Origin of the sequence: Brachybacterium sp. AOP42-C2-15 (assembly GCF_052377065.1) — a bacterium.
GTDB lineage: Bacteria > Actinomycetota > Actinomycetes > Actinomycetales > Dermabacteraceae > Brachybacterium.
The window spans coordinates 74,813-101,523 of record NZ_JBQSWK010000001.1; the positions used below are offsets into that span (position 1 = coordinate 74,813).

Below are 26,711 nucleotides of genomic sequence, written 5' to 3' on the forward strand. Positions count from 1 at the left end.
GCCCGGGGCCGACGGATGGCCCGGACGGGGGAACCCCGCACGACGGTGCACGCACTCTACTCCTGGGTGACCGTGCTCACAGTCGGGGGATCGCCGGCACCGACCAGCGTCTCCGACGTCCGCTCGTCGGTCTCCTCGTCGGCCTCATCGGCCTCGGAGCTGTGGGGGTCCAGGCGCAGGGTCTGCACCCACTGGCGCGAGGCGTCGGAGCTGATCGCCATCACGCCCAGGGCGGAGGCTCCCGCCCCCACCAGCAGCGCATGGGAGACCTCGCCGCTCATCGACGTGGCCACGGCCAGACGCGCGAAGGCATCGGCGGTGAACAGCGCCATCAGCGCGATGCGTGCCCAGCGGCTGCGGCGCAGCACCCCGATCTGGAGCACCAGCAGGCCGGCCGCGAACGCGGTGGCGAGAGCGATCTCCTCCGCGGCCGGCAGCACCAGCGCCAGATCCCGGAACAGGGCCGGCAGATCCGTGCCGGTGAGCATCGACACCCACTGCACCCCCACCAGCACCGCCTGCAGCAGCACCAGCAGGCCCGTGAAGACCACGGTGGGCGGCGGCAGATGGTGATCGGAGGCGCGGGCGATGACCTCGTGGAAGTCGTCGACCGTCTCCTGCCACTGGGCGGTCAGCTCGTCGGCGACGTCGGTGCGCCTGCCCGCCGGTGCCCCCAGGCGGGCCGCGGCCAGAGCCGACTGGGTCGCGGCGCGGGCACGGGACTTCATCACCGAGGTGCCGGTGGGCCGGTGGCGGGCCAGCATCATGGCGCTCGCCCCGTCGGAGCGCGCGGCCGCGCCCCCCACGTCGAGCACCGGCAGGTCGCCGTCGGTGCGGATCCGGTCCCCCTGCCCGTTGCGGTGGTGATAGGCGGCGGAGAACTCCTCGATCACCTCCACCTCGATCTGCGGATCCGCGAAGCGCACCGTGTCGACGACGTAGTCGCGCTCGACGTCGATGTTCTCGTCGATGCGGTGAGTGATCTGCAGGGTGAAGAAGGAGAAGCCCACGGCACGGTCGTAGGTGCCTGCGGCGAGCCAGTCCGCGCGGTACCCGCCCGGCAGCACGAAGTCCTTCGGCATCCGCCAGAAGCGCACGTGATGGCGCTTGGTGGTGGTGCCGCCCACCTCCTGCTGATACGTGAAGTCGTGACGCCGGCCCATCAGGTACAGGTCCGAGACGGGCGCGGCCGGATAGGAGCGGCGCAGCAGCGTCGAGCGCACCATCGACCAGGCCGAGGAGAGGGTCCGCTCCTCGGCGAGCACCCAGCCTGCCCGGCGCATCGCCACGTGCAGGTCCCGCTCGGAGCCGTCGAAGGCCAGATTGATCGGGTCCGAGAGCACCCCCTCGGTGGTGCGGGTGCGGCCGAAGAAGTAGTCCGGCAGGTAGATCCACGTCATCAGCTGATGCAGGCGCGGCAGCGTGATGTAGGTCAGCAGCACCCAGAACCCCAGCAGGTACAGCAGCCGCACTGGGGTCAGGGAGACGCCCTCGACCAGGTACAGCAGCGCCAGCCACAGGGACACCACCACGCCCGCGGCGATGAACAGGTTGTCCAGCAGCGCGTACAGCTCGAACCGGGGACCGGCCGGGGTGTGCCCTCGCGGATGGTCGTAGACGGGGGGCTCCCGCGGGACCGGACGGTCCAGCGGGATCAGGCGCGAGGCGCGCGCCGGGGTCATCGGGGCGCACCGGTCCGCGTCGGCGTCCACGGGGCGGTCGCTGTGCTCCACGAGCTCATGGGCCCATCGTAAGGTTGAGCGGTCCGCGACTTCCCAGGAGGAACCCATGACCATCGCCTCGCTGCCGTTCCACGACGGCCACTCGATCCCCCAGCTCGGCTACGGCGTGTTCAAGGTCGATCCGGACATCGCGGCCGACGTCACCGCGCAGGCCCTGACCGCCGGGTACCGCCACATCGACACCGCCCGGGCGTACGACAACGAGGAGGGCGTGGGCCGCGCCGTCGCCGAGTCCGGGATCGCCCGTGAGGACCTGTTCATCACCACCAAGCTGTGGAACGACTCCCACGCCTACGACGACGCGATCGCGGCCTGCGAGGCCTCGCTCGAGCGGCTCGGCCTCGACTACCTCGACCTCTACCTGGTGCACTGGGCCGTGCCCGCGCAGGGCCGGTACGTCGAGGCGTGGAAGGCGCTGATCGCGCTGAAGGAGCGCGGCCTGGTGCGCTCGATCGGCGTCTCCAACCATCCTCGCCCGCAGCTCGAGGAGATCATCGAGGCGACCGGCGTGGTCCCCGCGATCCACCAGATCGAGCTGCACCCCTACTTCCAGCAGCGAGACCTGCGCGCGCTGCACGCCGAGCACGGCATCCTCACCCAGGGCTGGGGGCCGCTCGGCCAGGGCAAGTCCGATCTGCTCGAGAACGAGACGATCACCTCGATCGCCGCCGCGCACGGCGTGACACCCGCACAGGCGGTGCTGGCCTGGCATCTCGCGCACGGCTTCGTGACCATCCCGAAGTCGGTCACGCCGTCCCGCATCGTGGAGAACCTCGCCGCGGCGCAGGTGGACCTCAGCGCCGACGAGGTCGCCGCGATCGACGCGCTCGACCGCGAGGACGGCCGCGGCGGCGCGGACCCGGCCACCAAGACCGCCTGAGGCCCGGCGGGACGGGGGTGCCTGGGCGCCTCCCCCGCGCTGGCCTTCCCCGAAGTGACCACGCCCGCTGCGGCCTCCCCCTAGGTGACCGAACAGTAGCTGGCGGATGAGCGCACGCTCTTCGTATATAGGAAGAGCGTGCGCCTATCCGCCACCTCCCGGGATCGTCCCGGCCCCCGGCTCCCCGGCGCAGGGACCCAGCGGGACGCGGCGCGGCGGGGGCCCGGCCGGCGCGCGGCGCGGGGCGCGGGCTCGCACGTGACCGGCCCAGCTCCCGCGTCGCTCGCCGCCGGATCCTGACGTGGCCTGCGCCTCGGCTACAGTGAGCCGAGTTCGGAGTCGATATGAGGGGGAAGCGTCGTGGACGGGGTCGAAGCAGGCCAGGGCAGGGGCAGGCCGCGGCGCACGGCTCTGATCATCACGGCGGCGGTCGCGGCCCTCGCACTGGTGATCGGCGCGGTCGTCGTGGGGGTGCCGTGGCTGCGTCAGTCGGACGCCGCCGCGGACATGGGCGCCACTGAGATCTCCGGGGCCGATCCCTCCGATTCCGACGGCTCCTCCGGCACCGGCTCGCCCGGCACCGGCTCGTCCGGCATCGAGTCCTCCGGCATCGAGCAGGAGCTCGCCGCCGGCACCACCGAGGTGCGGGTCGCCGAGGCGGGCGTGGACCGCACCGCCCTCGCCCGCATCACCATCGACCCCGCCGAGGACGTCGTGCTCTCGGAGCGGGGCTCCGCCGTGCTCACCGCTGCGGGCGGGACCGGTCCGCTCTCCGCCACGTCCTTCGTCGCGGTGAGGGACGGTGTCATCACCGTGGAGTCCTCCTCCCCCGTCGCGGTGCACCTCGAGGTCCTGGCGCTCTTCGACGGCGGCGCCGAGACGGCCGGATCGCTGCGGCTGCTGCCCGCGGCCGTGCAGGTCGTGAGCACGGAGGCCGGGATCGGCACGGATGACCTCACCGCTGCGCAGGACGTCTACGTGGGCGGCTTCGCCGTGCCCCAGGGCACGCCCCATGCCCTGGCCCGGATCACCGCCACCTTCGCGGCGCCGACGGCCGTGACGCTCTCCGATCAGGTGCTGCACTTCCCTCAGGGCAGCTCGACCACCACCACGGTGCTCAGCACCGTCGACGATGCCGTCAGCCTCTCCGCCGCGAGCCCCGGGGACCTCGAGATCGATGTGATCGGCTATGTGACCGCCGCCGACGCCACGGCTCCTCCCGGTGCCGAGGTCGACTCCACGACGGCCGGTGCCGTGATGGGAGTGTCCTCGCAGGCTCCGCAGCAGCTCGAGTTCACCGGCGGCACTCCTGCGCAGGCGGATCTCGGTGCTGTGCACGCCACCGCCGTGATCGGCCTGCTCTCCCCGGGATCCGGCAGCGCCGGCACCATCACCAGCACCTATGACGACAACGCCCGCCACCGCGGCACGGCCGTGACCGCGGATGCCGAGCGCGCCGGCGAGCTGGTGATCGTCTCCGCGGAGGACCCTCAGCTCACCGCCGACGTGGACGCGCAGGCGGAGTTCCTGCCCGTCGCGATCGTGCAGCCGCAGGAGGTCGACCGCGGCGAGGACGTCACCGTGACGATGGACTCCTTCCCCGGCGGCGCGATCGATGCCGAGCACGGGATCGTCCGCATCGAGGGGACGTTCCGTGCACCCCACCGGATCGCCTCGATCGCCGTGGCGGTGAACGGCGAGGAGGTCACGCCGAGCGCGCCGCTCCGCCTCGATGGGAACGGCGGCACCTGGCACCAGGACATCATCCCCGCGCAGAGCGGTCCGTTGGAGATCACGGTCACCGCGACCGACGTCGGCGGCGCCACGGCGACCGCGACCTGGGACGGCACCGTGACCGTCCCGTCGGACGACGCCCTGGTCCTCTCCCCGCAGGCGCAGATCCTCACCCCCGAGGCCACGGCCGGGATGACGCAGGAGAGCGCGGCGGTCCTCTCCTCCGCGGAGGCACCCGGCTACGGGATCGGCGACGTGATCGTCGCAGGTGCCTCCGACGGTCTCCCCGGCGGCACGCTCGGGCAGGTGCTCGCGCTCCGCTACGAGCAGGGCCGCTGGCTCACGATCCTCGGGCCCGCCACCTTGGGCAACGTGATCCTGCAGGGTGAGTTCGACGAGGTCCTCGACCGTGGGGACTCGGACGAGATCGTGCAGCGAGGCACCGACGGTGCTGAGCAGCCCCTCACCACCCCGGCCCCCGGTGCCGTCCCCGTCGGCCCCGTCGGCGGGATAGGCGGTGTCGGTGCCGGGGCGACGGTCCCCGCCGGTGTGACGGGCGCCGGCCCCGTCGACCCGGCGTTCCCGGGCATCGCGCCCGCCCGGCCGACCTTCCCGCGCATGGACGGTTCGGCCGGGGAGCCGCGGGAGATCGCGACCGACGAGACCTACGGCCTGCTCGCGCACAGCTGCGACGAGGAGCTCGAATCGATCCCGCTGGCTGCCGAGGAGGGCAAGGGCACCTCGTCGGACGGACTGTGGTCGCTGAGCGGTTCGGCGGAGCTCGACCTCTCCGTGACGTGCGAGGCGAAGCTGGGGGTGCGAATCGCGTACAGCGCCGAGTACAAGCCCGAGGGCGCGATCGCCGTGGGTCTCGACGCGGTCCACTTCCTGAACACGATCCAGGTCCTCGAGGACGACGCCACGGAGCAGATCGGCGGGGTGCTGACCACGGCCGGCTCCCTGTTCGAGAGCGACTGGACGATGAGCACCTCCCTCCTGGGCTCGGCGGAGATGTCCGTCGGGCTCAGCGGCAGCGCGAAAGGCGACATCTCCACGGTCGACGACGAGTTCGACGCGCACCTCCCGCTCGCCCGGACCACGTTCTTCCTCGGACCGGTCCCCGTCACCCTCGACGGGGACGTCACCCTCACCCCCCGCATCTCACTCAACGCGACCGGTGAGTTCGACCTGACCAGCACGTTCTCCGGATCCGTGGAGGGTGGCCTCACCCTGCAGCGCAGCACCGGGATCACGCCGCTGTCCGCGCTGGACACCGGTCTGGCCACGACGATGTCCGGGACGGCGAGCGCGACGGCCACCGCGTCCCTCGCCGTGGAGCCGACCCTGACCCTGTACAAGACGATCTCGCTCGGGTATTCCGCGACTCCCACGGCGGAGGCGACGGCCGAGGGCGAGTTCTCGGCATCGGACGGCAGCTCCTTCTCCCTCGCCGATCCGGACGCCACAGCCGGGAAGGCCGCCGACGACGACCTCACACTGACCACGAAGGGTCGGCGCTACCTCGGCCTCGAGGGCTCCTTCACGGTCGGGCTCGACCTCGAGCGCGAGCTGGCGGTGTTCCCCGGCGTGCTCACGGCGCTCGAGACCGCGGGTGTGCCGCTCGAGGTCACTGTGGTCGACGAGACCTTCTCCACCGAGACCGTCGCGGAGACGATCCTGTGGGAGTACTCCTACCCGGAGGATCTGGACCCGGAGACCTACGAGCCGGAGATCCCCGAGCCGGACTTCAGCGATGACGGCGCCGAGATGCTCGCCGAGCTCGAGGGGAAGACCTTCGTGTTCTCCTCCGGTGCGGGCGCCTGGGGGACGAGCTACGAGATGGGCGCCGACGGCACCTTCACCGGGACCTACCATGACTCCGAGATGGGCGCGGGCGTCCGGTTCGTGGCCGAGTTCGAGGGCCGTTTCGAGGTCGGTGAACAGATCGACGAGACCACCTATGCGCTGGAGCTGGCAGAGTTCACGCGCACCTCGCCGGCGAGCGGCACGGAGGACGCCGACGGGATCACGATCGAGTACCGGGACTCGGTGTACGGATTCGACCAGTGCCGTGACTTCCGCCTGCTGCTGCCCGACACGCCCACGAGCAGCCTGAACGAAGGCCAGAAGCTGTGGGCGGGCGGGCACTCCACGGACTCGACGCTGCGGGTCTTCGCCGTCACCTGCCACGAAGAAGACCGGCAGGAGGACATCCTGCACAACGAGATGGTCTGAACGCCACCGCGAACCGGCGGCTCCGGCTCAGTAGTAGACCGCGAGCGGCCCCGTCGGCCCGTCGATGACCTGCACCGGGGTGTCGAACACGCGGGTGAGGACGTCGCCGCTCATGATCTCGTCGACCGGGCCGGCCTCGACCACGCCGCCGTTCTTCATGGCGATGATGTGGTCGGCGTAGTGGGCGGCGAAGTTGATGTCGTGCAGGACCACCACGATGGTGCGCCCCAGCTCGCGGGCGGCGTCGCGCAGCCGGGCCATCATCTGCACGCTGTGGCGCATGTCGAGGTTGTTCAGCGGCTCGTCCAGGAGCACGTACTCGGTGTCCTGGGCGAGGACCATCGCGACGTAGGCGCGCTGGCGCTGCCCGCCGGAGAGCTGGTCGAGATAGCGGTCCTCGAGCTCGTCGAGGTTCAGGAAGTCGATCGCCTCGGTGATCTTCTGCTCGTCGAGCTTGGTCAGGCGCCCCTTGGAGTAGGGGAAGCGGCCGAAGCCGACCAGCTGGCGCACGGTGAGGCGGGTGATGAAGTGGTTCTCCTGGCGCAGCACCGAGAGGATCTTGGCGAGGTCCTTCGAGGCGGTCGAGGAGATGTCGTACCCGGCCACCTCGATCGCGCCCTCGTCGATGTCCAGCAGGCGTCCCACCATGGTGAGCATCGTGGACTTGCCCGCCCCGTTCGGCCCCACCAGCGCGGTGACCCCGCCGGAGGGGATCTTCGTGGTGACCGGCCCGATGGTGACGGTCTCGGTCCCTGAGGTGTAGCGCTTCCGCACTGCATCGATGGCGATCACAGGCGCCCCTTCTTCATGATGACGATGAGGAACACGGTTCCTCCGACGAGTTCGATGATGATCGAGACGACGCCCTGCGCGTAGAACACGTGGTTCATGACGAAGTACGCGCCGGCGAGGACCACGAAGGCGGTCAGCGCCCCGATCGGGAACAGCAGGCGATGGTCGTGGGTGCCCGCCAGCTGGTACGCGAGGGTCGCCACGAGGAAGCCGAAGAAGGTCATCGGGCCCACCAGCGCGGTGGAGACCGCCATCAGCACCGAGACCAGCACCAGCATGTAGATGGTCTGCCGGCCGTGATCGACGCCGACGTTGATGCACACGTCGCGGCCCAGCGAGATGACGTTGAGCTTGCGGGCGTTCAGCCAGATCAGCAGACCGGCCACCACGATCATCGGGATCGCGAACGGCAGGTACTCGGCGCTGGCGTTGGTGACCGAGCCGAAGAGCCGGGCGGTGAGCACGTCGAACTCGCTCGGGGTCAGCAGGCGCTGCATGAAGGTCGAGACCGCCCCCATGCCACCGCCGATGATGATGCCCACCAGCAGCATCACCTGGATGTTCGCGTACTTGCCGCGCAACAGCCAGCCGTACAGCAGGACCGACAGCCCCACCATCAGCGCGACCTGCACCAGGAACTGCCCGGTGCCGTTCAGCGCGACCACGCCGGCCACTCCGAGGGTGTAAACGGCGGCGGTCTGGATCACGGCGTAGAGGGACTCGAACCCCATGATCGAGGGGGTGATGATGCGGTTGTTGGTGACGGTCTGGAACGTGATCGTGGCGATCGCCTGGCAGAACGCGACCACTGCCATCACGATCAGGGAGGTTGCGCGCATCTCGGCGATCAACCAGAAGCCGCGCGAGCCCACCGGCATCGGGTTGCCGATCGCGAGCAGGCCCAGCGCGAAGCCGGCCGCCAGCAGCGTCAGGGCGGTGAGCACGATCCAGTAGCGGCGGCGGGACTTCACGTCCCGGAAGGCGCCGGAGCTGCTGCGGGTGCTGCGCGGGGCTCCGATCACCTCGAGATCGCCGACGAGATCTGCCGGGGAGGTGCTGATCTCCGTGCTCGGCGCCTCGGTGTCGATCCCGCCGAGACGGCGATCGCCGTGGGACTGGGCGAGCCGCTGGGGTGCGGGGTTGCGCTCAACCATGACGGCGCTGCCTCATCAGCAGGGCGATGAAGACGACCGCCCCCACGATCCCGAGGATCAGGGAGACGGGAACCTCGAAGGGCATGATGATGGTGCGGCCGATGAGATCGCAGACGGTGACGATCGCGATGCCGAGCAGGCACACCCAGGGCAGGTTCGAGCGCAGGTCGTCGCCCCGGACCATCGAGACCACGTTGGGCACGATCAGGCCCAGGAACGGCAGGTTGCCCACCACCACGGTGACCACGCCCGTGGCGATCGCGACCAGCCCGGTGCCCATCAGCAGCACCCGGTGGTAGTTCACGCCCACGTTGGTGGCGATGTCCTCGCCGAGCCCGGCGACGGTGAGCCGGTCGGCCACGATGAAGACGGCAACGCCGACCAGCAGCACGATCCACAGCACCTCGTAGCTGCCCCGCAGCACCGAGGTGAAGGACCCGGCGAACCAGACCCCGAGGTTCTGCAGCGCATCGAACTGGAGCGCCACGAAGGTGGAGACGGAGCCGACGACGGCACCGAGCATGATGCCGATGATCGGCACGATGAGCGAGCTGCGCAGGGTGACCTTGCGCAGGAACAGGAAGAACACCATCGTCCCCACGAAGGAGAAGATGATCGCGACCGTCATCCGGGTCAGCAGGCCCGCCCCCGGCACGAAGATCATCACCAGGATCAGTCCCAGCCCCGCCCACTCGGTGGTGCCGGTGGTCGAGGGCTCCACGAAGCGGTTCTGCGTCATCAGCTGCATGATCAGCCCGGACATCGCCATCGCGGCGCCGGCCAGCACCAGTGCCACGGTCCGGGGGATGCGGGTGATGGCGAACATCTCCGCGCCGTTCTCGGTGCCGAAGACGTCGTAGACGCCGGTGAAGAGCGAGGCGACGAGCAGCAGCGCGACCAGCACGATGCCGATCAGGAGCTTGCCGTCGATCAGCCGTTCACGACCGCGGCGCCGCTGCGGGGGCGACGCGGTGGTGAGCGAGGGAGTGGACATCAGGTCTCCTGGAAGGGGCAGAAATGCGGGAGCACGCGCCGTGCGGCGGGCGGGACCTTGTCGGTCCTGCCCGCCGCACGATGGTCAGCGCTGGGGGACGTGGCTCAGGCCTTGGCCTCGAGCGCGTCAGCCAGAGCCGTGAAGAACTCGGTGTAGGTCTGGATGGACTCGTTGGTGTACGTGTCCGCGGGCATGTAGACGATGTTGCCCTCAGCCACCGCCGTGACCCCTGCGAGCGCCTCGGAGGAGCTCAGCAGCTCGTTGGCGGGCTTGTACTCCGGATCGTCGGCGGAGACGGCCGCGTCGCGGTCCATCACCAGGATCCAGTCCGGGTTCGAGGAGGCGATCGCCTCGACGGAGATGTCATCGCCCTGGTGGTCGTCGCTCGCACCCTCGACCTCGAGCGCGGGCACCAGGGTGAGTGCGTCGAAGGCCCAGCCCAGGGTGCGGCCCTTGCCCGGGGCGATGTAGCCGATCTCGCCGCCGGAGGTGTTCACGGCCATGACGGTGTCCGAGCCGTTGTATGCCGCAGTGACGCGCTCGATGGCCGCATCGAGGTCGGTGCCGAGCTGTGCGGCCTCGGTCTGCTTGCCGAAGACCTCGCCGAGGACGGCGACCTGGCGCTTGAGCTCGTCGGCGAAGGGCTGGTCATCGCGCGGGTCGAGCTCGAGGATGGTCGCGTCGGGCGCGAACTTCACGAAGTCATCGTGATAGTCGGCGAAGCGCTGGCCGTTGATGATCAGCGTGGGCTCGGCGGCGACGACAGCCTCGAGGTCGGGCTCGCGGTGGTTGCCGAGGTCGATGATCGACTCGTCGTCCTTGTAGCCGATGGTGGTCGGCATGAGCGCGCGAGCCGCGGCGGTCAGGGTGACACCCCAGGCCTCGAGGGTCTCGAAGGTGCGGTTGTCGGTCGCGACCACGGAGGCGGGCGGGGTCTGCACGGTCTGGGCGCCGTTGTTGTCCTCGACCTCGACCGTCCCGGCCGGCGCGCCGCCCGCGCCGCTCGCGGCGGAGCCGTCGGCGGCCTGGGTGGAGCCGCCGCAGGCGGTGAGGAACAGGCCGAAGGCGCCGGCCAGGGAGGCGGCGCCGAGCGTGCGTCGGCTGAGCGAGGGTAGCGGAGTCATAGGGACCTCTATCGTCGTGAGGGAAGGGATGGGCTCCCCGCCGGCGGGGACGAGTTAAGGCTAGCCTCACCTCCCGCTATTTCGCCACTTCAGACTTGCTTTATTCCACGGACTGGACAGTGACCCTCGTCTCATACCCCATCGGACGGCGGGCCCGGCGCGCCGCTAGGGTGGTCCCGGCACCCGGGGAGCAGGGGCGGGTGCGCGCACGGATCCGAGGGGGACCCATGACCGACGGCAACGGACCGCAGCTGCCCGATTTCTCCGGCGGCGGGAGCGGCGGGGGCGGCGCCCCGCGCCTGCCCGACTTCTCCGGCGGCGTGTCCGCGAGTGGTGGATCCTCCGGCGGGAGCGGCGGATCCTCCGGCGGCCCCGGCGATCCGTTCGGCGGCGACCCCGGCCTGACCGGCCCCCGCGAGCCCGGCTCCGGGCGCGGGAAGGGGCCGCTGATCGCGCTGCTCGTCGGTGGCGGCGTGGTCCTCGTGGCCGTCCTCGCGATCGGCGCGCTGATCCTCTCGCAGACCGTCCTCTCCCCCGACCGCGAGGACCCGACGGTGACCTCCGAGCCCGCGAGCACCGAGCCGGACCCGTCGGAGGACGCGACCCCGTCGGAGGTCGTCCCCACCACGGAGTCCGAGCCGAGCGAGGACCCGTCGCTGACCACCATCGAGGCGCCCACCGTGGAGTGCACCTCTCCCGGCAACCGGCAGACCACCGAGCAGGTCGACGGGTCCGTGCGCGGCGGCGGCCTCGAGTTCGCGGTGCTGGCCGGCTGGAACACCGGCTCCAACTGGGGCCGCAGCGCGATATACATGACCGACGTCCACTCGGCCGATCAGCCGGTCGAGGCGGGCTGGTACTCCGTCGCCTCCGTCGGCGCCGTCGAGTGGCCCGAGGAGGAGGGCGGCTACCCCGGCGCGGAGGCGACGGCCCGCGCGATCTTCCAGTGCTCGAACACCCGCGACGAGGCGAAGGAGCTGTACGGCGAGCCGGCGCAGGCCGCCGCCTACCGCGACGAGGCGATCGAGGTCGACGGCCATCCCGGCTGGATCGTCTCGGGCGACCTGCAGGTCTCCGAGCTCGCACTGATGCGCACCACGGACGCCTGGCGGAACGTGGTCATCGTCGTCGACACACCGGACGGCCCCGCGGTCTTCGAGGGCGGCGCCGCGCTCGGCCACGAGCAGCAGGTCGCGGATCTGGACGCGATGATCGCGAGCCTCCGCGTCTACTGAGCGGCGCGGGCGCCGACCGGGGCCGACGGGCGATCCCGTCGGCCCCGGCGGCTCGGCGGCGGCAGCCTACCTCCAGGTGTCCGTGAGAGCGAGCGTCCCGTCGGCGCCGACGGTCGCCGTGCGGTTCGCGCCCGACTCCCAGACGGCGGCGCCCGAGTCGTCGACCTTCACGTACTTGTACTCGAAGCTCGTGCCGGCCGGCAGGTCCACGCCGCCCGTCCAGCTCGGGTAGCCCGAGGGGTCCAGGGCGACGCCGGAGGCGGGCTGCCAGCCGCCCAGCTCAGGCACCGAGCCGACGATCCGCACCTCCTGGCCCCAGACCGTGCTCGCGTGCACGCTCACGGAGGCCTTCCCGGCGACGGGCTCGGTGCCCGGGTCGGGATCCGGCGTGGTGCCGCCGGAGGTCTTCTCCACGTGCAGGGCGAGCGCCCCGTAGGCGGGGAGGGTCGCCGAGAAGGTGCCGTCGGCCGCGACGGTGATCGTCTCGGAGCAGTCGCTCGCGGCGACCACGTCGCAGTACGTGCCCGCAGGCAGCGAGCTGCTGTAGGTGCGGGTGGTCGCGGAGCCGGTGTTGTTGATGGCCACGAATCCCTTGTCGCCGCGGCCGAAGGCGATCTGGTTGCCGCCGTCGTCCCACCAGTTCGTCAGCGCGGTGCCGGCGACGGTGTTGTGGAAGCCGACCATGCCCTGGATCTCGGTCCAGCGCTGGGTGCAGGTCCACGCGTCGGAGTCGCAGCTCGCGTCGGGCACGGAGGTCGCGGTGGCGCCGGGGGCGCCCGCATCCTTGTCGGTGAAGGTGTAGCCGGAGTACACCGAGGGGGACCCGTAGGGGTAGGCGAGCATGAACGTGTTGGCCAGGGCGTACTTCGCACCCCAGGTCTCGTTCATGGTCTCGCCGTTGCGCTCGGTGTCGTGGTTGTCGACGAACACCCCGGCCTGGGCGGAGGGGAGCTTGCCGTTCGAGATGTGCTGCAGGTTCGCGATCGAGCCGTCGAAGTCGGACTTCAGCTGGCGGGCGTAGTCGAACTCGTGCACGTCACCGGTGCCCGTGTACTCGGACTCCTGGATCGGCTCGCCGGCCGCGCCGATGACCTCCTGCACCCAGTAGGCGTTCGGGTCGCTGAGCTTCGCCTTGATCGCCGCCAGGTCGCTCGCGGGGATGTGCTTCGCGGCGTCGATGCGGAAGCCGGCGACGCCGAGCGAGAGCAGGTCGTTCATATATCCGGCGAGGGTGTTCTGCACGTACTCGGAGCCGGTGCGGAGGTCCTGCAGGGACACCAGGCGGCAGTTCTGCACCTGGAACCGATCCTGGTAGTTGCTGATGTTCGTGCGGCAGTCGTTGAAGTCGGCGGCGCCGTAGATGCCGGGGAAGTAGTCGATGCCGTAGGGGGTTCCGGCGGTGCCGGTGCCGGAGCCGCCGTCGGTCCCGGTGGTGTGGTTGATGACGGCGTCGGCGATGACCTCGACGCCGGCGGCGTTGCAGGTCTCGACCATGGCGGCGAACTCGGCGCGGGTGCCGAGCTTACCCTCGATCTTGTAGCTCACGGGCTGGTAGGAGGTCCACCAGTCCGTGCCGTGGATCGTCTCCTGCGGCGGGGAGACCTGGACGTAGCCGAAGCCCGCGGGGCCGATGGTGCTCGTGCACTCCGCGGCCACGGAGTCCCAGGTCCACTGGAAGAGGTTGAGGATGACGTCGCCACGACCGTTCTCCGAGGTGGCACCGCCGCTGGGCACGGGGGGCGAGCCCTGTGCGGGTGGGGAGGTGGCCGGGGAGCCGGCGACGGCGAGGAGGAGCGCAAGGGCGAGGGCTGCGGCGAGGCGGATCAGCGGGCGCGGGGCCGCTGTGCCGATGGGGGAGTGCTGCATGGGTTCTCTCCTGGGGATGGGCCGACCACTGGGGCCGACCCCCGGCGTCATAGCCGGATCGGGGATGCAAGAACTTGCGAAGGGACGCGTACGCTTGCGAAGGAGAGTAGCGAGTTCAGCTCGTGCCGTCGAGGGGTTCCGTCAAACCTGCCCGATTTCCGATTGTTCATGCAGGTCAGAAGCGTGAGCAAGAATCCGGCGACGGCGGACATCTGACGCCACCGCGATGCAAGATCTTGCACTCCAGGTTCCGGAGGACCTCCGCGTCGGGTCGACCGCAGAGCATCCCCCTCCACCTCCCCTCACCTCACCTCACGCTCTCCCGCGCCCTCGCCATCTCAACGTTGTGCCCGCTGTGCTTCCAGGAACGGTAGCACAGCGGGCACAACCGGCGGGTGCGGGGCGGGGGCCCGGCCGGCGCGGGGCGGGGGCCCGGCCGGGGCCGGGGGTCAGTCGGCCTGCTTCTCGAGGGCGCACTCGAGCTTCACGGCGCGCTTCTCGGCCTGCTTGGCGGCCCTCTTCGCCTCGCGGGAGCCGCTGCCGGTGCCGATGATCAGGGCGAGGGCGATCGCCGCCATCCAGGAATCCTTGGCCAGCGGGGTCCCGGACTGCGAGGGACGCACGCCATCGGCCTCGGTCATCTCCGGGGTGCGGAAGTACATCGAGAGCATCGAGCCGGAGAACCCGGCGAGCGCGAGGCCCGCGACCTTGGTGGGCACGAAGGGCAGCAGCAGGGAGGAGCCCACGGCGATCTCGCCGAACGCGACGAGCCGCCCGAACTGCTTCGGGGAGAGCGTCTCGACCGCGGGGATGCCGTTGACGGCCATCGCCTGGAGATGCGCGGCGGTCTGCTCGTCCATGCCGAGCTTGCCGATGCCCGAGTTGAGGATGAAGGCGCCGGGGACGGCGCGCAGGATGGCGGTGCTGAGGGCCATGACGGAAGCCTTTCAGAGAGGATTGTTTTCGTTTTCAACAATAGGGTCGTGTCGTGAGTCTGTCGACCCCTCCTTGGCCACAGGCAGGAGACTGTGACGATGCACATTCTGCTCCCCGCACCCCGATGAGCGCCTCCGTCCTGGCCCTGGTGCTCGCGGCGGCGCTCTGCCACGCGCTGTGGAACCTCGCGGCCAAGCGCGTGGACACCGACGGCTATGCCTTCGTGTGGTGCTACGACCTGGCCTCGGTGCTGCTGTGGGCGCCGCTGGCGATCTACGCGCTGATCCAGGCGGACCTCGGGCTCTCCCCCGCCCTGCTGCTCGCGCCGCTGATCTCCGGAGTGCTCCACATCGCCTATCAGCTCACCCTCCAGACCGGCTATGCCAGGGCGGACCTCGGGGTCGTGTACCCGGTCGCCCGCGGGGTCGGTCCGGTGCTGAGCATGGTGGTTGCGATCCTGGTGCTCGGGGAGCGTCCGGGCTGGGCGGCAGCCCTCGGTGCGCTGACGGTGATCGCCGGGATCGTGGTGGTGGCGACCGGCCGCACCGCCACCGGCCGCCAGGGGGTCCGCGCCGGCGTGGCCTGGGGCGCGATGACCGGCGTCGCGATCGCCGCCTACACCCTGTGGGACAGCATCAGCGTGACCACCTTCGGCCTGCCACCGGCCACCTATTTCGTGATCAGCTGCCTGTGGCAGGTGGTGCTGATGACTCCCACGCTCCTGCGCCGGCACCGCGACCGCCTGCGCCCGGTGCTCCGCACCCGATGGCGGGAGATCGCGACGGTGGCGGTGCTGTCGCCGCTGGCCTATGTGCTGGTCCTGGAGGCGATGCGCACCGCACCGGTGTCGCTGGTGGCGCCCGCCCGCGAATCGAGCATCGTGGTGGGGTCACTCCTGGCGTGGTGGCTGTTCAAGGAGCCGGACCCGCTGAGACGACTGCTGGGCGCGGGGATCGTGCTGGCCGGGATCGTGCTGATCACGCTCTGAGCCTCGCGGGGCTCTGCCGAGTGCCGCGAGGGCTCTGCCCAGGTGCCGCGAAGGCACTCGCGGCGGGCACCATCGCCCGTGCTCAGACCTGGGCGATGATCTCCGCGTGGAGCAGGTTGAACCAGCCGGCGGGATCCGCGGCCCAGCGCTGGAACTCCTGGCCGATCTGCTCCCGTTCGGCCGCATCGGCCCAGCCCTCACGCTCGAGCTGCTGTGCGAACGGGGGCGAGGTGATCCGCCCCGACCAGCTGGCGGCCCAGATCTCGCGCTGCGATGCCGTGGCGTACAGCAATGTCGAGGTGCTCGCGGAGACGTCAGTGAACCCCGCCTCTCGCGCCCAAGCCAGCAGGCGCCTGCCCGCATCCGGGGTGCCGCCGTTGGCGCGGGCGGCGCGCAGGTACAGCTCGAGCCAGCGGTCCAACCCCGGCAGGGCGGGCCACCAGCGGAAGCCCTCGTAGTCGCTGTCGCGCACCGCGACGATCCCGCCCGGGCGGGTGACCCGACGGAACTCGGCGAGGGCCTGGACAGGGCCGGGCACATGCTGGAGGACCTGATGCGCGTGGACCACGTCGAAGGCGTCGTCCGCGAAGGGCAGCTCGTGCGCGTCCCCGACCACCACCTCGACGCTGCCCAGGCCCTGAGCTTCGAGCTCCGCGCGCGTGATAGCGGCAGCATCTTCGGTGACCTCCAGGGCGGTCACGTGCTCCGGGCCGACGATCCGGGCCAGGCCTGCGGTGATCGTCCCCGCGCCGCTGCCCACGTCCAGCAGGCGCATGCCCTCACGCAGATGCGGAAGCAGGTGGGCGGCGGAGTTCTCGGCGGTGCGGTGACGGTGACTGTCGAGCACCGCGGCACCGTAGCCGTGGGTGTAGGCAGGGCGCTTCGAAGGATCTGCGACGGGATCTGACATGCTTCCGGACCATACCCGGCGCGGTCGGAGCGACCACGGCCCGGCCACCCACCGGACTCCGCGGCGCACGACCAGCGGGATCCGGGCGGCAGAGCGGGCTCAGCGCGGTGGCGGCGCCGACGGGCTCAGCGCGGTGGGGCACCACCGGCGGCCAGGCGCTGAACCAGGCCGAGGACCTCCTGGCTCCGCGTCCACTCGCTGATCTTCATGGTGATGTCCTTGCCATGGCGCACCTGCACCCGGAACCTCCCGGACAGCAGCCGCTTCTCGATCTCCGCGCCCACGATCTCCGCCGCGGGGGCCTCTTCGAGGATCGTCCAGCCGCGGAATCGGTCCATCACGTGCAGGATCCTGCGGTCGGTGACGATCAGCAGCGGGAAGGTGTCTGAACGGAGCGCTCCCACCGCGACGTCGTGAACCGTCTCGTCCGGATGCAGCACCTGCTGCGGCAGATTCCCATCCGCCGCACGGAAGCGCAACCCTCGATTGCGGGCCATGGCCTCGCGGTACGTCCGCTCTGCCCGGCCGCTGCTCGCGCTCTCAGCGTACGCCTGGGCCATGACGGCGTCGGCGTCCTGGCCGTGCGCCTCCCGGACCGACCTCTGCAGCTCGGCCGCCTCACGGTATCGATCGAGTCTCTTCCCCATGGTGCGAGCCTACGGTCCGCCGGGTCGACGTGCACGTTTTCCCGCCCCGGCGGGTCGATGGGGAGTCCTCCCCATCGTGCATCCGCCGCGCGCGCCCTACTGTGGTCGGGACGTGGGTCGGACGGAGCGCACAGCACCTCCGCACCAGGTACCGGCCAGGACACGAGGGGACAGGCATGAGCGGCTTCTACGGCGCCGACACCAGCCAGCTGCGCGACCACTCCGCGCTGCTGCGCGACCGCGCGACCGCGATCGGCGATCTGCGCGCGCGACTCGAACCAGCGGTCATGGACGAGAGCATCTGGCAGGGGCCCGACGCGGACTCCTTCCGTGCTGAGTGGAGCTCCCGCACCGTGGCGCTGTTCGAGGAGGTCACCTCGCAGATCACCCATCATGGCAGCGAGCTCGAGCGCCACGCCGAGGAGCAGGACGAGGCCTCCGATGGCGAGTCCGGCAGCGGCCAGGGCAGCGGAGGCGGTCAGGGCAGCGACGAGAGTGAGGGCTCCTGGCTCGATCGCCTCCTCGGCGGTGTCAACGACGGCATCGGCGTGTTCAACAAGCTACAGAAGGCCTTCAGCAGCGGCAAGAAGGTCTGGGACATCATGCGGGTCATCGACCGCTCCACGGACTTCATCAAGGGCGCCGAGGACATCTTCCAGCTCGCCGCCGGCACCTGGAAGTACGGCAAGGACATCACCGACTCCGTCTACGGCGTCGGCTCTGAGTTCAGCGGCCTGGCGAAGAAGCTCATCGGCCAGCTGCCCTTCAACGTCCCCACTGGCCTCGGGAACAAGAACCTCTTCGGCTGGGTGGACGACGCCGCCGGCAAGCTCTCGAAGGTCGCGCCGTTCCTCGACGACGTCGCCCCCTACCTCGGCAAAGCGCTCCCGGCGCTGGACGTGTTCACGGGCGGATTGCAGATGATCCAGGGGATCAAGAGCGGCGATACCTTCAGTGCGATCACCGGGGGTGCCAGCGCCGTCGGTGGCGGGCTGATGCTGGCGGGCGGTGCACTGTCCGCCACCGGCGTCGGTGCGGTCATCGGCGGGCCGCTGGTCGCGGCCGGCGCGATCATCTCCGGCGGCGCGGCCCTCGCCGACGTTGGCAAGATGGTCTACGACAACTGGGACACGATCTCCTCGACAGCCACGGACGCCTGGAACAGCACGACGGACTTCGTCGGCGACACCGCCGGAGCTGTCTCCGAAGGCGTGGGCAATGTCGTGGACTCCGTCAGCGACGGCGTCTCCAATGCCGTCGACGGGCTCGCCGACGCCCTGCCGTGGTGAGCCTCTTCGTGAGAGCCTGAACCCGCCCGCCGACACCCCATGAGCACCACCGAATCGGTCCGTCCGCTGCGACGACCCGTCCATCCCCAGGGAGCCGACCCCGCATGAGCGAATCCGCCAAGACCCCGCCCTCCGCGCCGTCCATCACCGAGCCCTCCATCACCGAGCGCGACATGCTCGGTGCGATGGAGGTGCTGGCCACGACTGAAACCGAGCCGGACGTCTTCCTCACCCTCACCGATGAGGAGATCATGGGGCTCGACGGTGCCTCCGCCCTCGAGATCCTGGGCAGTCCGTATCTCAGTCAGGACATGGTCGACGAGGCGTCCTCAGCCGCTGCCGCACTGCGTTCGCTGACTGCTCGCGGGCTGGTCCGACCCGGCACCGAAAGCGTCGAGGATGAGGGCAAGGTCGTCTCCGGACCGGCAGACGTCGAGCGCCGTCCGGTGCAGCTGGACCGTCGGCTGGCCGGGGTGATCGCCCTGCGCCGCATTCCGGAGGCGATGGTCACCACGACTCGCACGCTCAACGGCGGCTCGACGACCCTCGCCCATTACCTCTTCCCCCGCAGCGGGATCCTCGAGGAGTTCATCTCCGTCGACGGCTTCCACCACTTCAGCGTCCCGGACCTGGGCTCGGTCCCGCGCCGGATCCGGAAGTTCGTGGACCCGTTCGAGGCGGCGGACCAGGACGGCGAGCCCGAGACCACCACCCGCGCTCAGGCCGGATCCACGTTCGATGTGGCCGACACCAGGTCGCTGTCCGTCCTCACGGCGGTCACCGACGGCGCCGGGCGGCAGGCCACGATCGTGGCCACCTCCGACCGGGTCCGGGTGCTCGACGACGGACCGCTCGGGGAGGAGCCCACCGCCGACGACGAGCTGCAGATCTCGGACGTCTCCGCCGAGACTCTGCTCAGCGTGATCGACGTGATGATCCCCCGTGCCCTCGGCGACGAGGAACCGGAAGCATCCCCAGGCAGCTGAGGCGCGCCGATGCACGGCTGAAGCACGGCCGAGGCGCGGCCGAGGCACGGTTGAGGCGCGGCAGAGGCACGGTTGAGGCACGGTTGAGGCACGGCAGATGCGCGGACGGGAGCGGCAGCTGGGGACCTCAGCCCTCGACGGCTGCGTCTCGCCGCGCTGAGCGTCGGTCCCACAGCGCCGCCGCGACGACCATCGCAATGCCGACCACGACGCCGATCGCGGTCTCGACCACGCGCGCCTCGAGCGTCGGCCCCACCGGCTGGGGGTGGGCGAGCTGCACCATCAGCAGCGCGAGCGGGGTGATGAACAGCAGGGCGAAGGCGTAGTTGCGCATCACGTAGAGCTCGGCGATGAACTGCAGCACCACCACCCACACCACCAGCTGCCACGGCTCGGCGGGGAAGGACAGCAGGAATGCGGTGGTGACCACTCCGAGGGTCGTGCCGATCACGCGGTGCAGGCCGCGCTCGATCTGCAGGGTGCGGCCGGGGGCGGCGAGCGGCGCGATCGCCGCGATCTGCGCCCAGTAGGGGAAGGGCAGGCCTGAGGCGAGGCCCAGGACGCCGGCGATCGCGGCGGCCAGCGCGAAGCGGCCGAACTCTGCGCCCAGCTGCGCCCGGGTCCAGGTCTCCATCGCCGGGTGTGCGTCCGCCCCCGGGTGCCGCTCCCCTGCCCAGTGGCCGAGCAGCCCGAGCCCCACGCACAGGCTCGCGCAGGAGCCCGCGATCAGGAAGGCGACCCAGACCGGTGCGGCCGGCGGGGCCGCCGCGACTGCCGCGACCGCGAACAGCGGGAAGATCGCCCCGCCCGGCTTGAGCCCGCGGGCGAGCACGAAGGTGGCGCTCAGTCCGGCGATCACGGCGCCCACCAGCAGCGCCGTCCAGGACTCCGCGAGTGGTGACATCGACTCGCCGAGCTGTGCGAGGGCCGCCCCGATCGTCACGCAGACGGTGAGCATCGCGCCGGCGAGCGACTGGCGCCGGAACCGCAGCCGGGTGGGCTCGTACTTCGAGTAGATGCCCGTGAACGCACCGAACCCGACGTACATCGCCCAGTCGACCCGATCCGTCAGCAGCAGCACGACCATCGGGATCGCCAGCCCGATCGCGATCCGGAACGCGGGGACATGGTCCACACGTCCGGGGGCGAGGCTGACCATCCTCTGGGCTGCGGACCGGACCCGAGCGAGGGCTGAGGACACGAGACTCCTTTCGGCTGAGAGCGGCGTTCATCCTATTCCCCGCCCCGTGCCTCTCCCCCGTCCCGTCCCGCTCCCGTTCCCCGTTCCCGCCGCCGCGCCGGGCGACCGGTGGTCCCGTGCGCTTCCGTGGGAGAATTCACGGCAGTCCTCGCCTTCCCGTCGTCCGACCCCGTCGGACCCCTCCTCCCCGGAGCAGCCATGTCCTCCCCTGAGAGCAGCCCCGCCCCCGTCGGCGGCGCCGGCGTCATCGAGACCGCCGGCATCGAGATCATCGCGGAGTCCGAACGCGTCGCGAAGCCGCGCGATCTGATCTGGCCCTGGTTCGCCGCGAACGTCTCCGTGTTCGGCATGAGCTACGGCTCCTACCTGCTCGGCTTCGGCATCAGCTTCGTGCAGGCCACCGTCGTGGCGATCATCGGCATCATCATCAGCTTCCTGCTGTGCGGGCTGGTCGCGATCGCGGGCAAGCGCGGCAGCGCCCCGACGATGGTGCTCTCGCGGGCGGCCTTCGGGGTGCACGGGCAGAAGGTGCCCGGGATCGTCTCCTGGCTGACCTCGATCGGCTGGGAGACCTCGCTCGCGATCTCCGCAGTGCTCGCCACCGCGACCGTGTTCGACGTGCTGGGCCTCGCCTCCGGGAAGGCGGTCACCGTGATCGCCGCGATCCTCATCGCCGCTCTGATCGTGGGTGCGAGCGTGCTCGGCTATCACACGATCATGAAGCTCCAGTCCGTCCTGACCTGGGCGACCGGCGCGATGACGATCCTGTTCATGATCCTCACGATCCCCCACATCGACCTCGACGCCGTGCTCTCCGCCCCCTCAGGCTCCCCGCAGGCGATGATCGGCGCACTGGTGATGGTGATGACCGGCTTCGGGCTGGGCTGGATCAACATCGCCGCCGACTGGTCGCGGTACCAGAAGCGCACTGCGTCTGACGGCTCGATCGTGCTGTGGAACACCGTGGGCGGCGCCGCCGCCCCGGTGGTGCTGGTGATCTTCGGGCTGCTGCTGGCAGGGTCCGACGAGGGCCTGAGCAAGGCGATCCAGGGCGACCCGATCGGCGCGTTGGTGACGATCCTGCCGCTGTGGGCGCTGATCCCCTTCTGGATCGTCGCGGTGCTGACTCTGGTCTCCGGCGCGGTGCTGGGCATCTACTCCTCGGGTCTCACCCTCATCAGCCTCGGCATCCGCATCCCCCGCCCGGCCGCCGCCGCTGTCGACGGGCTGATCCTCACCGCTGGCACCATCTGGGTGGCGTTCTTTGCGACCAGCTTCATCGAGCCGTTCCAGAGCTTCCTGATCACCCTCGGCGTGCCGATCGCGGCCTGGGCCGGGATCCTCATCGCCGACATCCTCACCCGCCGGGCGGACTACGACGAGAAGGCCCTGTTCGACCCCGCCGGACGCTACGGCGCCTTCGACTGGACCTCGATCATCACCATGGTGGTCGCCTCGATCCTGGGCTGGGGCCTGGTCGTGAACGGTTTCACCGAGGCCGCCTCCTGGAACAACTGGCAGGGCTACCTGCTGGAGCCGCTGGGCCTGGGCACCTACGTGGAGGACCCGGCCGGCTCCTACTGGGACGGCAACTGGGCGTACTCGAACATCGGCGTGCTGCTGGCGCTGGTGCTCGGCTTCGTGGTGACCTTCATCGCGCGGCGCGGGAAGATCCGCCGCCAGGAACAGCGCTGAGCTGACTGCCGGGTTGCAAGACTGCCTAGACGCCGGGCAACCGGGCTGTAAGGCAGCCGGGACGCCGGGCTGTCCGTCCTGGGCAGGGATGCCGCGCCCGCCCCGCAGGGTCCACGATGGGTCCATGCATCCCTCCCCCGCCCATCCCGCCCTGCCGTGGCTCGCCGCGCTCGGGGTGATGCTGATGTGGGCCTCGTCCTTCCTGGTGATCCGGGTGGCCGGGAACGACTTCTCCCCCGGCGCGATGGCTCTGCTGCGGGTGGGCTCCGCGGCGACCGTCCTGCTGCCCCTGCTGCTCCTGGGCCGGGTCCGCCGACCTCGCAGCGGGCGGCTGTGGGCCGCGGTGATCGGCTGGGGCGTCGCCTGGTTCGCGGTGTATCTCGTGGTGCTCAACGCCGCGGAACTGTTCCTGGATCCGGCGACCGCCGCGATGCTCGTGAACCTCGCGCCACTGATCGTGGCGGTCGCCTCGGGGCTGCTGCTCGGGGAGGGGTTCTCCGTGCGGCTGCTCGCCGGGGTGCTGGTCGCCTTCAGCGGGATCGTGCTGATCACGGTGGGTGCCTCCACCGGCGACCTCTCCGGGCTGGGGGTGGTGCTGGGGCTGGTGGCGGCGCTGCTCTACGCGGGCAGCGTGCTCGCACAGAAGCTGCTGCTCGCCCACGTCGACTCCACCTCGATGACGGTGATCGGGGGTGCTGGCCGGCGCTCTGGCCTGCCTGCCCTTCGCGCCAGCGCTGGTGGCGGAAGTCGGCGCGGCGCCCGTCAGCACAGTGCTGGGCGTGGTCTATCTCGGGGTGTTCCCCACCGCGCTCGCCTTCCTGCTGTGGGGTTACGCCCTGACCCACACCGGCGCCGGGCTGCTCAGCTCCTCCTCGCTGCTGGTGCCCGCCTTCACCGTGGTGCTGGCCTGGCTGCTGCTGGGCGAGGTGCCGCCTCCGCTGGCGGCGATAGGCGGGGTGCTGTGCCTGGCCGGGGCGGCCTTCGCGGTCGCGCCGGCGGTGCTCGCCGCCCTCCGGCCGCGCCAGCGCGCCGACTATTCTGACCCCACCCGCACTGACCACCCGTGCTCAGACCCCACCTGCTCTGACCCCGCCTCGTGCACCGCTGCACGCCCTGGAGAGGATCCTGCCCATGCCCCCTGCCCCTGAGGCGAACCCGGCGCCCTGGCTGCTGATCGTCGACCCGCAATGGATCTTCGCCGACCCCCGCTCCCAGTGGTGCTCGCCGTTCTTCCCTGCGGCGATGGAGAACATCGCCCGTCTGGCGGAGGCCGTGGGCCCCGAGCGCACCCTGGTCACGCGCTGGCTGCCCACCGCCGACCGGGCGACCGCCTGGGGCGACTACTTCCGGGCCTGGCCCTTCGCGGATGTCCCGGCAGAGGACGCGCGCTACGACCTGGTCGATGCCGCACGCGGCCTGTCCGCCCACCCCACGATCGACGAGCCGACCTTCGGCAAATGGGGTGCGCAGCTGGCGCAGCGGGTGGATTGGCCCGCGAACCCGCGCACACACCTGCTGGTCACGGGCGTGACCACGGACTGCTGCGTGATCTCCACGGTGCTCCCTGCGGCCGATGCCGGGGTGCGCCTGACCGTGGTCACCGACGCCGTGGCCCACTCCGCGGCGGAGAACGGCCCGCCCGCCCTGCACACCATGAGCCTGTTCCCGCCGCAGGTGGATCTGCGCTCCACCGACCAGGTGCTCACCAGCGGTTGGTGACGTCCTCGGCGAAGCCCTCGATCCCGCCGACGTCGATCCGCTCGCCGCGGTCGTCGCGCACCCAGCCGCTCCAGGTGCCGAACAGCTGATCGGTGCGCGAGGCGATCACCAGCGCCTGCGTGCTGCCGTGCTTGCGGTGGAAGGGGGTGAGGGTGAGGTCGGCGCGCTGGCCGGTGATGCGCCAGGGCCGCATCCAGTCAGCCGGGTCGTAGTCCCAGTGCAGCTCCTCGCTGATCTTGCTCAGCTGCCCGTCGACCACCAGAGCGTTCTCGGTGGCGCCCGAACCGTCGGTCCACTTCGAGCCGAGCTGCAGCCCGATCACCCTCCCGTCGACCCTCCCGGAACCGGCTGCCCAGTTCCAGCGCACCCGATAGGGCCAGCGGCCGCGGCCGTGGTCGAGCACCGCCCACGCCGCCTCGACCGGATGGCGCCCCCCGTCGATCACCAGCACCCCGTGGGCGGGCCGGGCGACGTCCTTGACGGTGTACTGGAAGCACGGAATCGGCGTGGCGCAGCGTGTGTCTCGGCGCGTGCGTCGGTGCCAGGGGACCACCACTCCCATCGCCTGGTGGCCGGCCGGGCGCTCGGCGACCAGGTCGAAGGCGAAGCGCGGGATCGCCCCGACCAGGCGGGTGCCGCCGCCACCGGTCTGCTCGTCGGTCTGCTCGTCGGTCTGCTCCTCGAACTGCTCGTCGATCTGTTCCTCGATCTGGAGCTGCAGGCCGGGCGCCCGGCCGCTGGCGGGTCCGGAACCGAGGGAGCCGGGCAGGGTCGCGCCGAGGCCCAGCGGGAAGATCGCATCGCGCGAGATCACCTCGCCGCTGGTCCGGTCCAGCAGCCAGACCGCGTGCAGTGCGAGGTAGTCGACGTGGGAGACGGTGACCGCGAGGATGTGCTGCGGCGTGATGACGTTCCAGTACTCCCAGCGCTTGTTGCGGCCCCAGCGGTGACGCCCGCCGATCCCGGAGGTGTCATGGAGCGGGGTGCGGGTGAAGCCGAGGGCCGCGGGGTTCAGCTCGCCGTCGGGCGTGGTGAGAGAGACGGGCGCGGTGAGCTCATGTTCAGGGATCATGCCTGGGTCACTTCCTGGGGGCGGGCGCGGGGCTGGGGACGGGGTCGGAGGGTGGCGTGGAGCAGGTCCAACAGCCGCGCGATCAGCAGGCACAGCACCGGTACCAGCAGCAGCGAGACCAGGACGTCGGAGGGGTGGTGGACGCCGAGCGCGACCCGTGACCAGGCCGTGACCAGGGCGAGCAGCACGGCAGGCGCGAGGGCGATCCGGCGGGGCCAGCCTGCGGGCAGGGCGAGCACGATCACGGTGACGAACGCGGCGGCGCAGGCGGTGTGCCCGCTGGGATAGCTGAAGGTGAGCGGCTCGGGCACCAGGTGCTGCAGCAGCAGCTCACCGTCGGGGCGCGGGCGGCGCACGAGCAGCTTGATCAGCTCCACCAGTGCCCAGGGCACCGCGACCAGCAGCGCCGCCCGCATCGCGGCCCAGCGGCTGCGGCGCAGCACCCCGCTCACGAGCGCGGCGAGGGCGACCAGGGCGATCGCCAGGACCGGACCGAAGCCGACATCGATCCCGATCGCGAGGCGCGCAGCGCTCTCGTCCAGGGAGCGGTTCGCGGCGATGACCAGGGAGAGGTCCCACGCACCGACTGCGGGCAGAGCGCGCAGCGCCCATCCCAGCACCACCGCGATCAACACTGGAACCAGCCCCGGGACCAGCCCCGGGACCAGCAGTGTCAGGCCGACCGCCATCGCCTGCCGCCGTGCCTCTGGGCGATCGGGCCCCGGCGCCGCGCTGTTGTCCATGTGCTCAGTCTGCCCCGCGGTGCCTGGGTGGACCGTGCCACCTGCCACCGACCGCTCGGTCCTGCCGGGAGCTGGGCCCCGCGACATACTGGGCTGATGACTGCTTCCCTGCTCACCGTCGGGCACGGCACCCTCTCACGCACGGAGCTCAGCGATCTGCTCCGCGGCGCCAGCATCCAGCAGCTGGTGGATGTGCGCCGCTTCCCCGGCTCCCGCACCAACGATGCTGCCGCCCGCGGAGCGGTCGAGGAGATCTGCACCGAGGCGGGGATCGGCTACCGCTGGGACGAGCGCCTGGGAGGGCGGCGCCGGCTCACCAAGGACGAGGATGCCGCCTCCCCCGACACCTGGTGGCGAGTGAAGCAGTTCCGCGCCTACGCCGGCTGGACCCGCAGCGAGGAGTTCCGCGCCGGCCTCGAGGAGCTGCTCGGCGACGTGGCGCGCGCCCGCACCGCCGTGATGTGCTCGGAGGCGGTGTGGTGGCGCTGCCATCGCCGCCTGATCGCCGACGTGATGCTCATGGAGCACCAGGTCGAGGTCGCGGACCTCATGCCCGACGGCAAGCAGCGATCGCACGAGCCGAGCGAGGGGGCACGGCTGGGCGAGGACGGCCACGTGGTCTGGGACCGGGCCGACGAGAAGGACGCCTGAACCGGCGACGCCGGCAGGAGGCGCCGCGGGGAGCGCGGGAGCCAACGAGCTGAGTGACCGGCTCCGGGCCCGGGAAAACCGGTGGCCGGAGGGGGCGACCGCGCCGTACCGTCAGCCG

Annotated in this window: 22 protein-coding genes; 10 read left to right on the forward strand and 12 right to left on the reverse strand. The window is 70.9% G+C overall.

From position 1 onward, the window contains the following. Positions 1 to 56: 56 nt before the first annotated feature. A complete protein-coding gene (locus tag ACT3SQ_RS00355; RefSeq protein WP_444600749.1) occupies positions 57 to 1,733 on the reverse strand; it encodes an LssY C-terminal domain-containing protein in 1,677 nt (558 codons plus the stop codon). A gap of 55 nt (positions 1,734 to 1,788) precedes the next feature. On the opposite strand from ACT3SQ_RS00355, the gene ACT3SQ_RS00360 reads away from it, so the two are divergent. Next, on the forward strand, positions 1,789 to 2,622 hold the full coding sequence (locus tag ACT3SQ_RS00360) for an aldo/keto reductase (RefSeq protein WP_441445367.1): 834 nt from the start codon (positions 1,789 to 1,791) through the stop codon (positions 2,620 to 2,622). Positions 2,623 to 2,982: 360 nt separating this feature from the next. Continuing rightward, positions 2,983 to 6,591 (forward strand): hypothetical protein, encoded by a 3,609-nt coding sequence (locus ACT3SQ_RS00365; RefSeq protein ID WP_444598819.1) that lies wholly within the window; start codon positions 2,983 to 2,985, stop codon positions 6,589 to 6,591. Positions 6,592 to 6,618: 27 nt separating this feature from the next. Here ACT3SQ_RS00365 and ACT3SQ_RS00370 read toward each other — a convergent pair whose 3' ends face one another. The 4 genes from ACT3SQ_RS00370 to ACT3SQ_RS00385 form a co-directional block, all read right to left on the reverse strand. Continuing rightward, positions 6,619 to 7,383 carry an iron ABC transporter ATP-binding protein gene (locus tag ACT3SQ_RS00370; protein WP_444598820.1) on the reverse strand — a complete coding sequence of 255 codons (765 nt, stop codon included), beginning with the start codon at positions 7,381 to 7,383 and terminating at the stop codon, positions 6,619 to 6,621. Then, positions 7,380 to 8,537, reverse strand: coding sequence for an iron chelate uptake ABC transporter family permease subunit (locus ACT3SQ_RS00375; RefSeq protein WP_444598821.1), 1,158 nt, complete (start codon positions 8,535 to 8,537; stop codon positions 7,380 to 7,382). Before ACT3SQ_RS00375 ends, ACT3SQ_RS00370 begins: the two co-directional genes overlap by 4 nt. Next, positions 8,530 to 9,531, reverse strand: a complete 1,002-nt coding sequence (locus ACT3SQ_RS00380; RefSeq protein ID WP_444598822.1) for an ABC transporter permease — start codon at positions 9,529 to 9,531, stop codon at positions 8,530 to 8,532. Before ACT3SQ_RS00380 ends, ACT3SQ_RS00375 begins: the two co-directional genes overlap by 8 nt. 104 nt (positions 9,532 to 9,635) lie before the next feature. Continuing rightward, positions 9,636 to 10,655: a siderophore ABC transporter substrate-binding protein gene (locus ACT3SQ_RS00385; RefSeq protein WP_444598823.1), complete on the reverse strand. Its 1,020-nt coding sequence runs from the start codon at positions 10,653 to 10,655 to the stop codon at positions 9,636 to 9,638. Between the two features lie 227 nt (positions 10,656 to 10,882). On the opposite strand from ACT3SQ_RS00385, the gene ACT3SQ_RS00390 reads away from it, so the two are divergent. Next, positions 10,883 to 11,890: a hypothetical protein gene (locus tag ACT3SQ_RS00390; RefSeq protein WP_444598824.1), complete on the forward strand. Its 1,008-nt coding sequence runs from the start codon at positions 10,883 to 10,885 to the stop codon at positions 11,888 to 11,890. 66 nt (positions 11,891 to 11,956) lie between these two features. On the opposite strand, the gene ACT3SQ_RS00395 is transcribed toward ACT3SQ_RS00390, so the two are convergent. Then, positions 11,957 to 13,756, reverse strand: a complete 1,800-nt coding sequence (locus ACT3SQ_RS00395) for a carbohydrate-binding module family 20 domain-containing protein (RefSeq protein WP_444598825.1) — start codon at positions 13,754 to 13,756, stop codon at positions 11,957 to 11,959. Positions 13,757 to 14,205: 449 nt separating this feature from the next. Continuing rightward, positions 14,206 to 14,691 carry a hypothetical protein gene (locus ACT3SQ_RS00400; protein WP_444598826.1) on the reverse strand — a complete coding sequence of 162 codons (486 nt, stop codon included), beginning with the start codon at positions 14,689 to 14,691 and terminating at the stop codon, positions 14,206 to 14,208. A 125-nt stretch (positions 14,692 to 14,816) separates the two neighbouring features. Between ACT3SQ_RS00400 and ACT3SQ_RS00405 the strand changes: the two genes are divergently transcribed. After that, positions 14,817 to 15,680 carry a DMT family transporter gene (locus ACT3SQ_RS00405; RefSeq protein ID WP_444598827.1) on the forward strand — a complete coding sequence of 288 codons (864 nt, stop codon included), beginning with the start codon at positions 14,817 to 14,819 and terminating at the stop codon, positions 15,678 to 15,680. A gap of 82 nt (positions 15,681 to 15,762) precedes the next feature. Here the strand turns inward: ACT3SQ_RS00405 and ACT3SQ_RS00410 are convergent, their stop codons facing one another. Both ACT3SQ_RS00410 and ACT3SQ_RS00415 read right to left on the reverse strand, forming a co-directional pair. Beyond that, positions 15,763 to 16,590, reverse strand: a complete 828-nt coding sequence (locus ACT3SQ_RS00410) for a methyltransferase domain-containing protein (RefSeq protein WP_444598828.1) — start codon at positions 16,588 to 16,590, stop codon at positions 15,763 to 15,765. 125 nt (positions 16,591 to 16,715) lie between these two features. After that, entirely contained in the window at positions 16,716 to 17,237 is a 522-nt protein-coding gene (locus ACT3SQ_RS00415; RefSeq protein WP_444598829.1) for a PH domain-containing protein, read from the reverse strand. 176 nt (positions 17,238 to 17,413) lie between these two features. On the opposite strand from ACT3SQ_RS00415, the gene ACT3SQ_RS00420 reads away from it, so the two are divergent. After that, positions 17,414 to 18,526, forward strand: a complete 1,113-nt coding sequence (locus ACT3SQ_RS00420; RefSeq protein ID WP_444598830.1) for a hypothetical protein — start codon at positions 17,414 to 17,416, stop codon at positions 18,524 to 18,526. A 104-nt stretch (positions 18,527 to 18,630) separates the two neighbouring features. Then, the gene (locus tag ACT3SQ_RS00425) at positions 18,631 to 19,512 is read left to right on the forward strand and encodes a hypothetical protein (protein ID WP_444598831.1); all 882 of its coding nucleotides are present in this window, start codon (positions 18,631 to 18,633) and stop codon (positions 19,510 to 19,512) included. A 127-nt stretch (positions 19,513 to 19,639) separates the two neighbouring features. Here the strand turns inward: ACT3SQ_RS00425 and ACT3SQ_RS00430 are convergent, their stop codons facing one another. Then, the gene (locus tag ACT3SQ_RS00430) at positions 19,640 to 20,713 is read right to left on the reverse strand and encodes an FUSC family protein (RefSeq protein ID WP_444598832.1); all 1,074 of its coding nucleotides are present in this window, start codon (positions 20,711 to 20,713) and stop codon (positions 19,640 to 19,642) included. A gap of 198 nt (positions 20,714 to 20,911) precedes the next feature. On the opposite strand from ACT3SQ_RS00430, the gene ACT3SQ_RS00435 reads away from it, so the two are divergent. The 3 genes from ACT3SQ_RS00435 (at position 20,912) to ACT3SQ_RS00445 (ending at position 24,127) form a co-directional block, all read left to right on the forward strand. After that, positions 20,912 to 22,408 carry a purine-cytosine permease family protein gene (locus ACT3SQ_RS00435; protein ID WP_444598833.1) on the forward strand — a complete coding sequence of 499 codons (1,497 nt, stop codon included), beginning with the start codon at positions 20,912 to 20,914 and terminating at the stop codon, positions 22,406 to 22,408. Positions 22,409 to 23,145: 737 nt separating this feature from the next. After that, positions 23,146 to 23,556, forward strand: coding sequence for a DMT family transporter (locus ACT3SQ_RS00440; protein WP_444592017.1), 411 nt, complete (start codon positions 23,146 to 23,148; stop codon positions 23,554 to 23,556). Further along, complete coding sequence (locus ACT3SQ_RS00445) at positions 23,540 to 24,127, forward strand: cysteine hydrolase family protein (protein WP_444600750.1); 588 nt, start codon at positions 23,540 to 23,542, stop codon at positions 24,125 to 24,127. The genes ACT3SQ_RS00440 and ACT3SQ_RS00445 overlap by 17 nt, the downstream gene beginning before the upstream one ends. Here the strand turns inward: ACT3SQ_RS00445 and ACT3SQ_RS00450 are convergent. Then, complete coding sequence (locus ACT3SQ_RS00450) at positions 24,111 to 25,199, reverse strand: DUF2804 domain-containing protein (RefSeq protein ID WP_441445859.1); 1,089 nt, start codon at positions 25,197 to 25,199, stop codon at positions 24,111 to 24,113. The two genes, ACT3SQ_RS00445 and ACT3SQ_RS00450, sit on opposite strands and share 17 nt — an antisense overlap. Then, positions 25,196 to 25,942 carry a phosphatase PAP2 family protein gene (locus tag ACT3SQ_RS00455; protein ID WP_441445858.1) on the reverse strand — a complete coding sequence of 249 codons (747 nt, stop codon included), beginning with the start codon at positions 25,940 to 25,942 and terminating at the stop codon, positions 25,196 to 25,198. The genes ACT3SQ_RS00450 and ACT3SQ_RS00455 overlap by 4 nt, the downstream gene beginning before the upstream one ends. Before the next feature lie 96 nt (positions 25,943 to 26,038). Here ACT3SQ_RS00455 and ACT3SQ_RS00460 point away from each other — a divergent pair, with 96 nt between their 5' ends. Next, positions 26,039 to 26,593 (forward strand): DUF488 domain-containing protein, encoded by a 555-nt coding sequence (locus ACT3SQ_RS00460; RefSeq protein ID WP_441445857.1) that lies wholly within the window; start codon positions 26,039 to 26,041, stop codon positions 26,591 to 26,593. Positions 26,594 to 26,711: the final 118 nt, after the last annotated feature.

What these genes read in the sequence shown, in the direction of transcription:
- ACT3SQ_RS00390 (WP_444598824.1), top strand. Translation starts at nt 10,883, where the DNA reads ATGACCGACGGCAACGGACCGCAGCTGCCCGATTTCTCCGGCGGCGGG.
- ACT3SQ_RS00360 (WP_441445367.1), top strand. Translation starts at nt 1,789, where the DNA reads ATGACCATCGCCTCGCTGCCGTTCCACGACGGCCACTCGATCCCCCAG.
- ACT3SQ_RS00445 (WP_444600750.1), top strand. Translation starts at nt 23,540, where the DNA reads ATGCCCCCTGCCCCTGAGGCGAACCCGGCGCCCTGGCTGCTGATCGTC.
- ACT3SQ_RS00435 (WP_444598833.1), top strand. Translation starts at nt 20,912, where the DNA reads ATGTCCTCCCCTGAGAGCAGCCCCGCCCCCGTCGGCGGCGCCGGCGTC.
- ACT3SQ_RS00450 (WP_441445859.1), bottom strand. Translation starts at nt 25,199, where the DNA reads ATGATCCCTGAACATGAGCTCACCGCGCCCGTCTCTCTCACCACGCCC.
- ACT3SQ_RS00415 (WP_444598829.1), bottom strand. Translation starts at nt 17,237, where the DNA reads ATGGGGAAGAGACTCGATCGATACCGTGAGGCGGCCGAGCTGCAGAGG.
- ACT3SQ_RS00460 (WP_441445857.1), top strand. Translation starts at nt 26,039, where the DNA reads ATGACTGCTTCCCTGCTCACCGTCGGGCACGGCACCCTCTCACGCACG.
- ACT3SQ_RS00455 (WP_441445858.1), bottom strand. Translation starts at nt 25,942, where the DNA reads ATGGACAACAGCGCGGCGCCGGGGCCCGATCGCCCAGAGGCACGGCGG.
- ACT3SQ_RS00405 (WP_444598827.1), top strand. Translation starts at nt 14,817, where the DNA reads ATGAGCGCCTCCGTCCTGGCCCTGGTGCTCGCGGCGGCGCTCTGCCAC.
- ACT3SQ_RS00400 (WP_444598826.1), bottom strand. Translation starts at nt 14,691, where the DNA reads ATGGCCCTCAGCACCGCCATCCTGCGCGCCGTCCCCGGCGCCTTCATC.
- ACT3SQ_RS00375 (WP_444598821.1), bottom strand. Translation starts at nt 8,537, where the DNA reads ATGGTTGAGCGCAACCCCGCACCCCAGCGGCTCGCCCAGTCCCACGGC.
- ACT3SQ_RS00380 (WP_444598822.1), bottom strand. Translation starts at nt 9,531, where the DNA reads ATGTCCACTCCCTCGCTCACCACCGCGTCGCCCCCGCAGCGGCGCCGC.
- ACT3SQ_RS00385 (WP_444598823.1), bottom strand. Translation starts at nt 10,655, where the DNA reads ATGACTCCGCTACCCTCGCTCAGCCGACGCACGCTCGGCGCCGCCTCC.
- ACT3SQ_RS00395 (WP_444598825.1), bottom strand. Translation starts at nt 13,756, where the DNA reads ATGCAGCACTCCCCCATCGGCACAGCGGCCCCGCGCCCGCTGATCCGC.
- ACT3SQ_RS00425 (WP_444598831.1), top strand. Translation starts at nt 18,631, where the DNA reads ATGAGCGAATCCGCCAAGACCCCGCCCTCCGCGCCGTCCATCACCGAG.
- ACT3SQ_RS00410 (WP_444598828.1), bottom strand. Translation starts at nt 16,590, where the DNA reads ATGTCAGATCCCGTCGCAGATCCTTCGAAGCGCCCTGCCTACACCCAC.
- ACT3SQ_RS00420 (WP_444598830.1), top strand. Translation starts at nt 17,414, where the DNA reads ATGAGCGGCTTCTACGGCGCCGACACCAGCCAGCTGCGCGACCACTCC.